The sequence below is a fragment of the Nonomuraea sp. NPDC050478 genome, assembly GCF_044458265.1.
GTDB lineage: Bacteria > Actinomycetota > Actinomycetes > Streptosporangiales > Streptosporangiaceae > Nonomuraea > Nonomuraea ferruginea.
In genome coordinates this window covers 541,429-554,399 of sequence record NZ_JBITHT010000004.1, presented here as the reverse complement: position 1 = coordinate 554,399, position 12,971 = coordinate 541,429, and the positions used below count along the sequence as shown (strand labels likewise).

The 12,971-nt window shown below is 72.7% G+C and carries 10 protein-coding genes and 1 pseudogene; 5 read left to right on the top strand and 6 right to left on the bottom strand.

The window, feature by feature from the left end; genetic code table 11:
* Window positions 1-6 precede the first annotated feature (6 nt).
* Together ACIBF7_RS22500 and ACIBF7_RS22495 are read left to right on the top strand one after the other, a co-directional pair.
* Window positions 7-729: a TetR/AcrR family transcriptional regulator gene (locus ACIBF7_RS22500; protein ID WP_397198054.1), complete on the top strand. Its 723-nt coding sequence runs from the start codon at window positions 7-9 to the stop codon at window positions 727-729.
* Window positions 730-838: 109 nt separating this feature from the next.
* On the top strand, window positions 839-3,319 hold the full coding sequence (locus ACIBF7_RS22495; RefSeq protein WP_397198053.1) for a PEP/pyruvate-binding domain-containing protein: 2,481 nt from the start codon (window positions 839-841) through the stop codon (window positions 3,317-3,319).
* A 62-nt stretch (window positions 3,320-3,381) separates the two neighbouring features.
* Here the strand turns inward: ACIBF7_RS22495 and ACIBF7_RS22490 are convergent, their stop codons facing one another.
* From ACIBF7_RS22490 to ACIBF7_RS22465, 6 genes and pseudogenes are all read right to left on the bottom strand, one after another.
* Window positions 3,382-4,794, bottom strand: coding sequence for a GH1 family beta-glucosidase (locus tag ACIBF7_RS22490; protein ID WP_397198052.1), 1,413 nt, complete (start codon window positions 4,792-4,794; stop codon window positions 3,382-3,384).
* A 7-nt stretch (window positions 4,795-4,801) separates the two neighbouring features.
* Window positions 4,802-6,874, bottom strand: a complete 2,073-nt coding sequence (locus tag ACIBF7_RS22485) for a beta-galactosidase (RefSeq protein WP_397198051.1) — start codon at window positions 6,872-6,874, stop codon at window positions 4,802-4,804.
* Window positions 6,814-7,302, bottom strand: coding sequence for a substrate-binding domain-containing protein (locus ACIBF7_RS22480; RefSeq protein ID WP_397198050.1), 489 nt, complete (start codon window positions 7,300-7,302; stop codon window positions 6,814-6,816). Before ACIBF7_RS22480 ends, ACIBF7_RS22485 begins: the two co-directional genes overlap by 61 nt.
* 404 nt (window positions 7,303-7,706) lie before the next feature.
* Window positions 7,707-7,838 (bottom strand): annotated as a pseudogene (locus ACIBF7_RS22475) (LacI family DNA-binding transcriptional regulator); the annotation flags it as partial.
* Window positions 7,839-7,923: 85 nt separating this feature from the next.
* On the bottom strand, window positions 7,924-8,571 hold the full coding sequence (locus ACIBF7_RS22470; protein ID WP_397198049.1) for a response regulator: 648 nt from the start codon (window positions 8,569-8,571) through the stop codon (window positions 7,924-7,926).
* A 5-nt stretch (window positions 8,572-8,576) separates the two neighbouring features.
* Window positions 8,577-9,566 (bottom strand): histidine kinase, encoded by a 990-nt coding sequence (locus ACIBF7_RS22465; protein ID WP_397198048.1) that lies wholly within the window; start codon window positions 9,564-9,566, stop codon window positions 8,577-8,579.
* Window positions 9,567-9,790: 224 nt separating this feature from the next.
* Here ACIBF7_RS22465 and ACIBF7_RS22460 point away from each other — a divergent pair, with 224 nt between their 5' ends.
* Genes ACIBF7_RS22460 through ACIBF7_RS22450 form a run of 3 tightly spaced genes read left to right on the top strand, consistent with a single transcriptional unit; the run spans window position 9,791 to window position 12,901 of the window.
* Window positions 9,791-11,077 (top strand): SLC13 family permease, encoded by a 1,287-nt coding sequence (locus ACIBF7_RS22460; protein WP_219548507.1) that lies wholly within the window; start codon window positions 9,791-9,793, stop codon window positions 11,075-11,077.
* Window positions 11,078-11,093: 16 nt separating this feature from the next.
* Window positions 11,094-12,743 carry a potassium/proton antiporter gene (locus ACIBF7_RS22455; RefSeq protein ID WP_397198047.1) on the top strand — a complete coding sequence of 550 codons (1,650 nt, stop codon included), beginning with the start codon at window positions 11,094-11,096 and terminating at the stop codon, window positions 12,741-12,743.
* A complete protein-coding gene (locus tag ACIBF7_RS22450) occupies window positions 12,632-12,901 on the top strand; it encodes a hypothetical protein (RefSeq protein WP_148033315.1) in 270 nt (89 codons plus the stop codon). Before ACIBF7_RS22455 ends, ACIBF7_RS22450 begins: the two co-directional genes overlap by 112 nt.
* Window positions 12,902-12,971: the final 70 nt, after the last annotated feature.

Here is a 12,971-nt window from a genome sequence, read left to right as displayed (position 1 = left end):
GAACAGATGGCCAGACCAGGACGGCCGCCGCAGGACCCGGCCCGCCAGCTGGAGCGGGCGCACCGGATCCTCGACGCCGCCGCCGAGCTGATCCTGCGCTGGGGCTACGACAAGACGACCATCGAGGACGTGGCCCGCGCGGCGGGTGTCGCCAAGGGCACGATCTACCTGCACTGGAAGACCCGCGACGCGCTCTTCGTCGCGCTGCTCCGCCGTGACCGGGTGCTCATGGTGCGGCAGGTGCGCGCGGCGGCGCCCGGCACCCTGCCCGAGCTGATCGGCGCGCTGACCACGGCGCTGCTGCGCCGCCCGTTGACGCGGGCGGCCGTGGTCGGCGACTCTCAGATGCTCGGCAAGCTGACCCGGCAGAAGCTGGAGAGCGGCGGCACCACTGAGGGCGCCGCCGCCTTCGACCGTTACCTGGACGAGCTGGCCGCGCTCGGCGCCGTCCGCTCCGACCTTGGCGCCGACGAAGGGCTCGCCCTGGTCACAGCGCTGTTGTACGGGTTCCTGGTCCCGCAGGGGATGCGGCCTGAGGAGTGGCGGCTGCCGGACGAGCGCGTCGCCGAGCTGGTCGCCGACGCCGTCGGCCGGACGCTCGGCACCGGCGCGCCCCCGGATCCGGGCGTCGCCCGCGCCACCCGCGCCTGCCTCGACGCCATCGAGGAGATCGCCTGCCGCAAGCTCGCCGTTTCCCTCGGCGTCGCGACGCTTCCCGAGGAGAAGTGATGAAGAAGACCGTCCGCTGCGAGCTGACCGGCGCGGTCCTTCCCGAGCTGGAGAAGACCGCCCGCCGCGGGCTGACCGGCGCGGACCTTTCCGAGTCGAAGGAGGCGTGATGAAGGTCGTGATACCGCTCGACGTCGCGGGTGATCTCGCCACGGCGGGGGGCAAGGGCGCCTCGCTGGCGCGGCTGGGCGGGGCGGGGCTGCCGGTGCCCGGCGGGTTCGTCGTCACCACCGAGGCCTACCGCGCGTTCACCGCCGGCTTCCGGGACGAGATCCTCGAAGCGGCCGAGGCCGGCGACGCCGAGCGCATCGCCGGACTGTTCGCCGCCCGGGACGTGCCGGGCGACCTGGCCGCCGAGATCCTGGCCGCCTACGAGGCGGTCGGGGCCCCGGTGGCGGTGCGCTCGTCGGCCACCGCCGAGGACCTGCCGGACATGTCGTTCGCCGGCCAGCAGGACACGTACCTGAACGTCCGGGGCGACACGCTCCTCGACGCGGTCAGGCGCTGCTGGGCCTCGCTCTGGAACGCCCGCGCCATCGCCTACCGCGACCACAACCGGGTCCCGCACGCCGAGGTGGCGCTCGCCGTGGTGGTGCAGGAGCTGGTGGACGCCGACGCGGCCGGCGTGATGTTCACCGCCGACCCCGTCACCGGGGCCCGGGACGAGACCGTGATCGACGCCGCCTGGGGTCTCGGCGAGGCGGTCGTCGGCGGCCAGGTCACCCCCGACACGGTGGTGGTCTCGCAGGGGCGGGTCACGCGCTCCCGTACCGGTGACAAGGCTGTCATGACCGTGCGCACCGAGGACGGCACCCGCGAGCGGCCCGTCCCCGAGGAACTGCGCCGCGCGCCCGTGCTGGACGAGCGGCAGGCGGTCGAGCTCGCCGCGCTCGGCGCGCGCGTCGAGGAGTTGTACGGGACGCCGATGGACGTGGAGTGGGCCAGGCGCGACGGCGCGTTCGCCATCCTCCAGGCGCGCCCGATCACCGCGCTCGGGCAGCGCTACGAGGAGTGGAACGACGCGGCCGAAGGCGGCCACTTGTGGAGCGGGGGCAACCTGGGGGAGGCCATCCCCGACGTGATGACGCCCGCCACCTGGTCGTTCGTGCGGCTCTTCATCCGCGAGGCCATGTACGCGTCCACGCTGCCCGGGTTCCGCCTGGTGGGCAACATCGGCGGCCGGTTCTACATGAACCTGAGCATCGCCTACTCCGTGGCCCACGCCTTCGGGCTCCAGTCCCGGCTCAGTGCGCTGGAGGAGGTGTTCGGCAAGGTCCCGGCCGGGCTGGACGTGCCGTTGCTCGACGTGTCCCGCTGGGAGCTGTTCAGGCGGGTCCTGCCGGTGGCCGTCGAGGTGCGCAGGCGGGTGCGCCGCAACCTCAAGGGCATGCGGGCGTTCCTGGCCGAGGCGCCGGAGCGCGCCGGCGAGCTGCGCGCCCGGATCGCCGCCGTCGATTCCGGGCCCGAGCTGGCGGAGCTGGGGGAGCGCGAGATCCTGCCGTACCTCGTCACCGCCTGCCGGATGCTGGAGGCCGCCGGGCGGCAGGGCGGCGCGGCGCTGGTGCTCACCCGCGTGCGGCTGCGCAAGCTGGCGGGCGAGGTGGACGCCGAGGCCATGCTCACCGGCGTGAACGCCGACGGCGAGCTGGCCAGCCTCGGCCTGCTCACCGGGCTCGGCAAGGTCGCCAGAGGCGAGATCACCCGCGAGGAGTTCGCCCGCCGCCACGGGCATCGGGGCCCGCACGAGTTCGAGATCTCGATGCCGCGGCCGGGCGAGGACCCGGCCTGGCTCGACGCCCAGCTCGCCGGGCTGCGCGACCTGCCCGAGGACACCGGGACGCTGCTGGAGCGCCAGCGCGAGGCGGCCGGCGCGGCGTGGGCCAGGTTCGCCCGGAGTCACCCGCGCAAGGTCGCCGGGATGCGGGAGAAGGTGCGGCGCTGGAACGCGGTGGTGCGCGACCGGGAGGCCGCCCGCTCGGAGGTCGTCCGCGCGTTCTGGGTGGTGCGCGCGTACGTGCTGCGCGCCGGGGAGCTGACCGGGCACGGCGACGAGCTGTTCTTCCTGGACCGGGAGGAGATCGCCGCGGTGCTGCGCGGCGACACCGGCCCGCTGGCCGAGGTGCCCGTGCGGCGCGCCACCTACGAGCGCTACGCCGCGCTGCCCGCCTACCCGGCGCTGATCGTCGGCCCGTTCGACCCGCTGCGCTGGGCAGCCGACCCCGACCGGCGCGCCGACCTGTTCGACGCGCGCGGCGGCGTCCCGCCCCAGGACACGGTCACCGGCTTCCCCGGCGCCCCCGGGGTGGTCGAGGGCGTGGCCCGGCTGATCGGCGGGCCGGAGGACGGCGACCGGCTCAGGCCGGGCGAGATCCTGGTGACGACGCTGACCAACGTGGGCTGGACGCCGCTGTTCCCGAGGGCGGCGGCGGTGGTGACGGACATGGGGGCGCCGCTGTCGCACGCCTCGATCGTGGCCAGGGAGCTGGGCATCCCCGCCGTGGTGGGCACGGGCAACGCCACGATGCGGCTGCGCGACGGCGACCGCGTCCGCGTGGACGGCGAGCGCGGCACCGTCGAGGTCCTGACCTGACGGGCCGCCGCTTCGCGGGAGCGCTCCCGCGACGCGGCGGCCGATGCCCTTGCTGATAGTGCCTACGACGCCGGGGAGGCCGCCTCGGCGGGGAGCGCGTTGGCCGCCACCACGTCGTGGTACCAGCGGGCGCTGTCCTTCCAGGTGCGCTCCATGGTGTCGCGGTCCACGCGGACGATGCCGAAGCGCTTGCCGTACCCGTGGGCCCACTCGAAGTTGTCCATCAGCGACCACAGGAAGTAGCCGCGCACGTCCGCGCCGCCCTCGATCGCCTCGGCCACCGCCGTCAGGTGGCGGCGCAGGTAGTCGATCCGGTCGTCGTCGTGCACGCGGCCGTCGGCGGAGACCTCGTCCCGGAAGGCCGCGCCGTTCTCGGTGATCATGACGGGCAGCGACGGGTAGTCGCGGCGCAGCCGCAGCAGCAGCTCCGTCAGGCCGGTCTCGTCGATGTTCCAGCCCATCTCGGTGTACGGTCCGGGCTGCTGGACGAACTCGACGTCGGCGCAGTTGATCCACGGTGAGGCCGCGCCGTCCGCGTGCCCGTCGGCCGTGTCGCGGGCGCTGGTCCCGTCCCACTGCCGCACCAGGATCGGGTTGTAGTAGTTGACGCCCAGCACCTCGATCGGCGCGGCGGCGGTCGCCTCGTCGCCGTCCTTGACGAACGACCAGTCGGTGACCGAGGCGGTGTCGTCGATGAGGTCGCGCGGGTAGGCGCCGTCCAGCATCGGGCCGAGGAAGGCCCGGTTGGCCAGCGCGTCCACCCGGCGGACCGCCTCCGCGTCCTGCTCGGAGACGCCGCGCGCGTGGTGCAGGTTGAGCGTGACCGACACCTGGGCGGCCGGGTCGACCACCTCGCGCAGCGCGCGGGCGGCCAGCCCGTGGCCCAGGTTCAGGTGGTGCACGGCGGCCAGCGCCGCGGCCGGATCGGTGCGGCCGGGGGCGTGCACGCCGGAGCCGTAGCCGAGGTAGGCCGAGCACCACGGCTCGTTGAGCGTGATCCAGGTGCGCACGCCGTCGCCGAGCGCCTCGCCCGTCTGCCGGGCGTACTCGGCGAACCGGTACGCGGTGTCGCGGTTCGGCCAGCCGCCCGCGTCCTCCAGCTCCTGCGGCAGGTCCCAGTGGTACAGGGTGGCCACCGGGGCGATGTTCCTGGTCAGCAGTCCGTCGACCAGCCGCCGGTAGAAGTCCAGCCCGGCCTGGTTGACCCGGTCGCCGCCGCCGGGCAGCACGCGCGGCCAGGAGATGGAGAAGCGGTAGGCGCCGACGCCCAGCGCCGCGAGGAGGTCCAGGTCCTCCTCCAGCCGGTGGTAGTGGTCGCACGCCAGGTCGCCGGTGTCGCCGCCGGTCACCAGGCCGGGCGTGTGGGAAAAGGTGTCCCAGATCGACGGCCCGCGGCCGTCCTCGTTCCAGGCGCCCTCGACCTGGTAGGCGGCCGTGGCCGTGCCCCACAGGAAGTCGTCGGGGAAGGTTGTCATCGGGGAGTCACTCCTCAGTGTTCGATGCTTCGTGCTCCGGGCTCTGCAGGGCGACGGCCTCCCGGGGGGCCAGGGTGACCGCGCCGTCCACGACGGCTCCGGTCAGCAGGTCCCGCGCGGGGCCGGGGATCGGCACGCGGGCGGTTCCGTCGCCGTGGTTGAGGAGGAAGAGCGCGGGGCCGCGCCGGACCGCCTCGACGCCGGGCGGCGGCGGGCCGGGCAGCGCGCCGGTCACGCCCGCGTCGGCGAGCAGGCGCCCGGCCAGCGTGGCGAGCGCGTCGTGCTCGGGCCGCGTGGCCACGTACCACGCGGTGCCCGCGCCGCAAGGGTGCCGCAGCACCGCCGGATCCCCGCTCCCGGCGAAGACGGCGACCGCTTCGGCGCCCTCGGCCCGTACCAGCTCGGTCCAGAGGCGGGCGGTGAACGCGCCGCCGTCCGTCCACGCGCAGGGCACCGCCCGGTCCTCCGGCACGGGCAGCCACTCCTCGCCGGACAGGCCCAGCACCTCACGCAGCGGCGCGGGGAACCGTCCCCGGTGGACGCGCGCGTCCCGGTCGGCGATCCCGGAGAAGGGGCCGACCGCGAGCGTGCCGCCGCCGCGCACGTACGAGGTCAGCGACGCCGCGTCGTCCTCGCCGAGCAGGAACAGGCTGGGGGCCACCACCAGCGCGTAGCCGGACAGGTCGGCCGAGGGCGGGGCGAGGTCCACGCTCACCCCGCGCTCCCAGAACGGCCGGTAGTAGCGGAACAGCTCCTCCACCGGGTCGAGCCGGTAGCTGGGCAGACCGCGCTCGGTCGCCGCCCACCAGCTCGGCCAGTCGAACACCAGCGCCACCCGCGCGGGCACCCGCGTGCCCGCCACCCCGGCGAGCGCGCGCAGCTCCGCGCCGTGCGCGCGCACCTCGCGATGCAGCCGCGTGTCCGGCCCGGCGTGCGGGACCATCGCTGAATGGAAGCGCTCGGAGCCGGAGCGGGAGGCCCGCCACTGGAAGTAGCAGAGCCCGTCCGCGCCGCGCGCCACGGCCTGGAAGGACTCCAGCCGCAGCTGTCCGGGTGGTTTGGGCAGGTTGTGCGGCCGCCAGTTCACGGCGGAGACCGCCTGCTCCATGAGCATCCACGGCCCGCCGGCGAGCGAGCGCATCAGGTCGTGCGTGAGCGCGGCCCGCACGTGGGACAGCGGGTCGGCCGGGTCCGGGTACCAGTCGTCGGAGACGACGTCCTCCTCGGGCGCCCACGACCAGTAGTCGACGAGGTTGAAGAACCCCATGAAGTTCGTGGTGACCGGGATGTCCGGGGTGTGGGCGCGCAGCACGTCGCGCTCGGCCCTGAAATGCGCGAGCAGCGCGTCGGAGCAGAACCGCCGGAAGTCGAGCCGCTGCGCCGGGTTGACCAGGTAAGGAGCGCGCCGAGGCGGCAGCACTTCCTCCCAGGCGCTGTAACGCTGGCTCCAGAAGGCCGTGCCCCACGCGTCGTTGAGCGCGCCGAGGTCGCCGTGCCGCTCCCGTAACCAGGTACGGAACGCCTGGGCGGTGGTGTCGCAGTGGCACACCTGCCCGTACTCGTTGCCCACGTGCCACAGGGCCAGCGCCGGATGCCCGGCGTAGCGGCCGGCCAGGTCCTCCACCAGGGCCAGCGCCCGTTCCCGGTAGACCGGCGAGGACGGGCAGAACTGGTTGCGCGAGCCGTACCAGAGCCGGTGCCCCGACTCGTCCACCGGCAGCGTCTCCGGCCACCGGTGCCCCAGCCAGGGCGGCGGCGAGGCGGTGGGCGTGGCCAGGTCCACCGCGACGCCAGCCCCGGCGAGCAGGTCGAGCACCCGGTCCAGCCAGCCGAAGTCCCTGACGCCCGGCTCCGGCTCGATCCGCGCCCAGCTGAACACGCCGACCGTGACCAGGTTGACCCCGGCCTCCCGCATCAGCCGGACGTCCTCGGCCCAGACCTCCTCCGGCCACTGCTCGGGGTTGTAGTCGCCGCCGAACAGCAGCCCGTGCCGCCGGGTCAGGTCGCGCAGGCCGGGACTCACCGCGCGGCCCCGCTCCCGCGCGGCGGCGCCGAACTGTCGCCGATCACCAGCCGGCACGGCACCAGGCGCTGCGCCGGCGGCGAGCCGGGGGACTCCAGCCGGTCGATGAGCATGCGGGCGCCCAGCCTGCCCAGCTCGGCCCCGGGCGGCTCCAGCGTGGTCAGCCGGGGCCGGAACATCTCCGCCACCCGGGCCGAGGCGCTGGCCAGCAGGAGCGACAGGTCGCCGGGGACGCGCCAGCCGCGCTCCTCGACCGCCTGGAGCACGCCGACCGCCGCCTGGTCGCTCATCGCCGCCACCGCCGTCACCTCGGGGTGCTCGGCCATCAGCCGCTCGAAGGCGAGCCGGCCCTCGCCGGCCGTGTCGGCGCACACGACGCCCGCGTACCACAGGCCGGCCTCGCGCGCCGCGGCCGCGAACTCCTCGCCGGCCCGGACGGCGGGCCCGTACTCGGGGGAGTAGGCGCCGGTGGAGTGGTTGAGCAAGGCGATGGCCTGGTGGCCCAGCCCGGCCAGGTGCGCTCGTCGGCGAGCCGCACCTCCATCAGATCTAGCGAGGGGACTGCCGGGTTCGCCCGGCAGGGGGATCGCTTCCCTGTTATAGTTTCTTTGTTCGAAACGGGCAGGGCTTGTCCGTCGCCTACCTCAGCAGGGGAAAGCGAGAAGCCGCTTCCTTCAGGAAGTGGAGGAGTCACCCCGGTCAGGTAGCGCAGCTCCTCGACCGAATCGGCGCTCTCGGGCGACAGCAGCAGGTGGTAGCCCAGCTCGGCGGCTCCGGTCGCGAACTGCATCTCGGTCAGCCCGAACCCGCTGCCGGGCGGGGGGAACAGCAGCGCCAGGATGCGGGTCCGCTTGGACACCAGGCCGCGGGCGAGCAGGTTGGGCCGGTAGCCCAGCTCGGCCGCGGCCCGCTCGATGCGGCGCTTGGTCTCCGCCTTCACCGGGCGGGTCCCGTTGAGCGCGGCGGAGACCGTGCTGACGGCCACCTGGGCGCGCTCGGCCACGTCGCGCAACGAGGTCATGCCCCTCCGGTTCCTGCCAGGACGCGGATCGAAACGTTTCGCAAAACGTATGGGGCGGTTTGTCGGGATGTCAACGGGCGGGAGCTCAGGGCTCTATGAGACCCGCTCTTATCGCGTACCTGGTCAGCTCCAGCCGGTCGCGCATGCCCAGTTTGGCCAGCACGTTGGCGCGGTGCCGGTCGACCGTCTTGATGCTGATCACCAGCAGGTCCGCTATCGCTTTGGACGAGTGGCCCTCGGCTATGAGCTTGACGATCTCCTCCTCGCGCGGCGTGAGCAGGCTCCCCGGCAGCTCCTCGCCCCGGGTGTCGCGCTGCAGGAAGTCGCGGATGAGCGCGGTCACCGCGCCCGGGTAGAGAAAGGGCTCGCCGCGCATCGCCGCGCGGCACGCCTCCAGCAGGTCGCGGTCGGCCACCGACTTGAGCACGTAGCCGGACGCCCCGGCCTTCAGCGACTCGAACAGGTACTGCTCGTTGTCGTACATGGACAGCATCAGCAGGCGCACCTCGGGGGCGCGCCGGGAGATCTCGCGCGCCGCCTGGATGCCGGTCATGCGCGGCATGGCGATGTCGAGGATGGCCAGGTCGACTCCCTCGCCGGCCAGCTCGACGGCCTCCGCGCCGTTGCCGGCCTCGGCGACCACGACGAGGTCGGGCTCGGCGTCCAGGATCATCCGCAGCCCACGCCGCACGAGGGCGTGGTCGTCGGCGAGCAGGATGCGGGTCCGTTCCAACCTGATCAGTTCCTTTCCGGCCGGACCGGTATGGCCAGCCGCACGGTCGTTCCGCCCCCCGGTGGGCTGGTGATGGTCAAGCGGGCGCCGATCAGCAGCGCGCGCTCACGCATGCCGCGTACGCCCGTGCCCTCGGTCATCGGGCCGCCCCGGCCGTTGTCGGCGATCTTCAGCACCACGCCGTCGGGCTGGCGGCAGAGCGAGAGCTCGACCTTGGTCGCCCTGGCGTGCCTGGCCACGTTGGTCAGCCCCTCCTGCGCGATGCGGTAGACCACCAGCTCGGCCTCCTCGCCCAGCTCCGGCAGGTGCGACTCCAGGCGGCGGGTGACGTGGGCGTCGGACATCTCGCCGAAGTCGGCGGCCAGCGCGTTCAGCGAGGCGATCAGCCCCAGGTCCTCCAGCATCCCCGGGCGCAGCCGCCTGGCGACCTGGCGCACCTCGTCCAGGCTGCCCCGTACCGTCTCCTGGATGTTGTGCAGCTCCTCGCGCAGCTCCTCCGGCGCGAGGTCGACGGCGCGCTTGAGGCCGAGCAGCACCACTGTCAGGCTCTGGCCGATCTCGTCGTGCAGCTCGCGCGCGATGCGCTGCCGCTCGCCCTCCTGGGCGGCCAGCGCGTGCGCGGCGGCGGTGCTGCGCTCGGCCTCCAGCCGGTCCAGCATCGCGTTGAAGGTCGCCACCACGTCGGTCAGGTCGCCGTTGCCGCTCTCGGCGAGCCGGTCGCGGGAGCGCAGCAGGTCGACCCGCTGCATGAGCGCGGTGAGCGCCACCAGCGGGGCCAGGCTGCGGCGCAGCAGCACCGCGTTGGCGCCCAGCATCAGCGCCAGGCCGATCGTCAGCACCGGGATCTCGGTGAGCAGCACAGGCGCGGACACCGTGGCGGGTGACACCGCCAGGACCAGCGTGCCGACCGTGAACACCAGGCCGTTGATCACGATGAGCCGCCGGAACAGCGCCTGCGCAGGTGAGCGGGCGGATGCCGGACGTCGCTCTTTCATATCATCAGAGTCGCCGCCGGACGGCGTGCGTGTCCATCCGTAGCAGCACCCATCTCCTTGTGCGTGCCTACATGGTTTCCCCCACCGGAGATGGGTGTCAGACCCGATGGCGTGGTTACCGGTCCGTTACCGAAACTGGAAACCATGAGACATCCCGCCATATCTGCACCGTATCTGTTGCCCGTTTGCCGTCCGGCTCGCACCGGTCCGCCGGGGCACGCCCGATGAGCGGTGTCATCGCCCTGACCGTCTTCGTGGTGGCGTACTACTTCATCGCCACCGAGAAGGTGAACAAGGTCAAGGTGGTGCTCGTGGCCGCCGGCATCATGGCGGTGCTCGGGCTGATCCCCGGCGCGGAAGTCTTCTACTCCGAGCATGAGGGCATCGACTGGAACGTCATCTTCCTGCTGCTCGGCATGATGATCATCGTGGGGATCATCAAACAGACGGGACTTTTCGACTTCCTGGCCATCTGGGCCGCGAAGAAGTCGCAGGGGAAGCCCTACCGGCTGATGGTGATGCTCATGGCCATCACCGCGATCGCCTCCCCCTTCCTTGACAACGTCACCACGATCATGCTGGTCGTGCCGGTGACGTTGATGGTGTGTGAACGTCTTGACATCCCAGCCCAGCCCTACATCATCGCCGAGGTGCTCGCCTCCAACATCGGCGGCGCGGCCACCCTCATCGGCGACCCGCCGAACATCATCATCGGCAGCCGCGCGGGCCTGACCTTCAACGACTTCCTCGTGCACATGTCGCCCATCGTCGTGGTGGTCTTCGTGGCCTTCCTGCTGCTGACGCGGGTGATGTTCAGGAAGTCGTTCCAGTACAACCCCGACCGGGTCGCCGAAGTGATGAAGCTGCAGGAGAAGCGGGCCATCACGGACCCGAAGCTCCTGGTCCGATGCATGATCGTACTCGCCCTGGTGATCGTCGGGTTCGGGCTGCACGCCATCGTGCACGTCGAGCCGTCCATCGTGGCGCTGGTCGGCGCGGGCGTGATGATGCTGGTGGCGCGGGCCGAGACGTCCGAGGTCATGGCCGAGGTCGAGTGGCCGACGCTGGTCTTCTTCATCGGACTGTTCGTCATGGTCGCCGGGCTCGTGCACACCGGGGTCATCGAGACCATCGGCGTCTGGGCGGTCGAGGCCGTCGGCGACAACTTCTTCGGCGCGGCGACCGCGCTGGTCTGGGGTTCGGCGATCCTCGGCGCGTTCTTCGACAACATCCCCTATGTGGCCACCATGGCACCTATCGTGGAAGGGCTGGTCGCGCAGGCTCCCGATCCTGACACCGGGCAGGCGTTGTGGTGGGCGTTCGCGCTGGGCGCGGACTTCGGCGGCAACGGCACCGCGGTGGCGGCCAGCGCGAACGTGGTCGCCATCGGCCTGGCTGCCCGCTCCGGCCACAAGATCACGTTCTGGCAGTTCACCAAGTACGGCATCCTCGTCACGGCGATCAGCACAGCAATGGCCTGGCTCTACGTCTGGCTGCGCTATTTCGTCTGAGTGAGGAGGGGCGACGATGACGTTGCCGCAGCTGTACGTGGTGTTGCTGGTGGGCGGCCTGGTGCTGCTCGCCAGCATCGCCGCGGCGCGCACCGCAGCCCGCCTCGGCCTGCCCAGCCTCCTGCTGTTCCTCGGGCTGGGCGTCCTGGTCGGGGAGGACGTGCTGGGCATCCCCTTCAACGACGCCCAGCTCGCCCAGACCCTGGGAACGACGGCGCTGGCCGTCATCCTGGTCGAGGGCGGGCTGAGCACCCGGTGGGCCGACGTCCGCCGGCTGCTCGCCCCCTCGGCCCTGCTGGCCACCGCCGGCGTGGTCATCAGCGTGCTCGTGACCGCTACGGGCGCGCACTACCTGCTGGGCATGGACTGGCAGCTCGCGCTGCTGCTCGGCGCCATCGTGTCGTCCACCGACGCGGCGGCGGTCTTCGCCGTGCTGCGGTCGCTGCCGCTGCCGCGCAAGCTGGCCAGCATGGTCGAGGCCGAGTCCGGCTTCAACGACGCGCCCACCGTGATCCTGGTGCTGGTCTTCAGCGCCTCCGGTGGCCTGCCCGGCCCGTTCGCCATCGGCGGGCAGATGGTCTACCAGATCGCCACGGGCGCGCTCATCGGTCTGGGCGTGGCCCTGGTCGGCGTGGTGACGCTGCGCTACGTGGCGCTGCCCGCCACCGGGCTGTACCCGCTGGCCTCCTTCGGTTTCGGCATCTGCGCCTTCGCCGCGGCGGGCGCGGCCAACGCCTCCGGCATCATCGCCGCCTACCTGTCGGGGATCGTGCTCGGCAACGCCGTGCTGCCGCACCGGGCCGCCACCCGGTCCTTCGCCGAGGGCGCGGGCTGGCTCGCGCAGATCGGGCTGTTCGTCATGCTCGGCCTGCTGGTCGACCCGAGCGAGCTGCTCGACGCGCTGCTGCCGGCGCTCGTCATCGGCGCCTTCCTGCTGCTGGTGGCCCGGCCGGTCTCGGTGCTCCTGTGCCTGGTGCCGTTCCGGGTGCCCTGGCGTGAGCAGGCGTTCATCTCCTGGGCGGGGCTGCGCGGGGCGGTGCCGATCGTGCTGACGACGTTCCCGATCGTGGCCCAGGTGCCCGGCGCGCTCGACCTGCTGCACATCGTCTTCGTGCTGGTCGTGGTGTTCACCCTGATCCAGGGGCCCGGCCTGCTCGGGATCACCCGCCTGCTCGGCCTGGTCAGGCCCGAGGAGGCCCGGGAGGTGGACATCGAGTCGGCGCCGCTCGACGTGCTCGACGCCGAGCTGCTCACGGTCTCCGTCCCCGAAGGATCGATGCTGCACGGGGTGGAGGTGTCGGAGCTGCGTCTGCCCCGTCCGGCGGCCATCAGCCTGGTCATCCGCGGCAGCTCCGCGCTCGTGCCCATGCCGGAATCCCGTCTGTACGAGGGCGACCAGCTGCTGATCGTCGCCACCTCCCGCACCCGCGACGAGGTCGAGCGGCGCCTGCGAGCCGTCGGCCGCCGCGGCCGGCTGGCCCGCTGGCACGGCGAGAGCGGCGATCCGGACCCCAGACCCGACCGACCCCACAAGAACAACGGAGGCAGAGGGAGATGGAGATCACACCGGCGACGGTCCCCGGAACCGGCCACATTTACCAGATCAGAACCAGAAGAGGTGACCGGCTCGCCTTCATCGATTACCACGACGGCCGACGCGCGCTGACCTTCTATGGCGAGGACGACTCCGACGACGTCGGCCGCACGGCCGAGCTGGAGCCCGACGAAGCCGACCGGCTCGCCGAGCTGCTGCACAGCCGGTCGCTCGACGACCGGCTGGCCGCGATCGAGCGCCGCCTGGCGGAGCTGACCGCCGGCCGCTGACGGCGGCCGGTCCGGCCGGGAGGGCCCGGGTCAGGCGGGCCATCCCGGCCGCGCATCCGCTGCGCGGCCG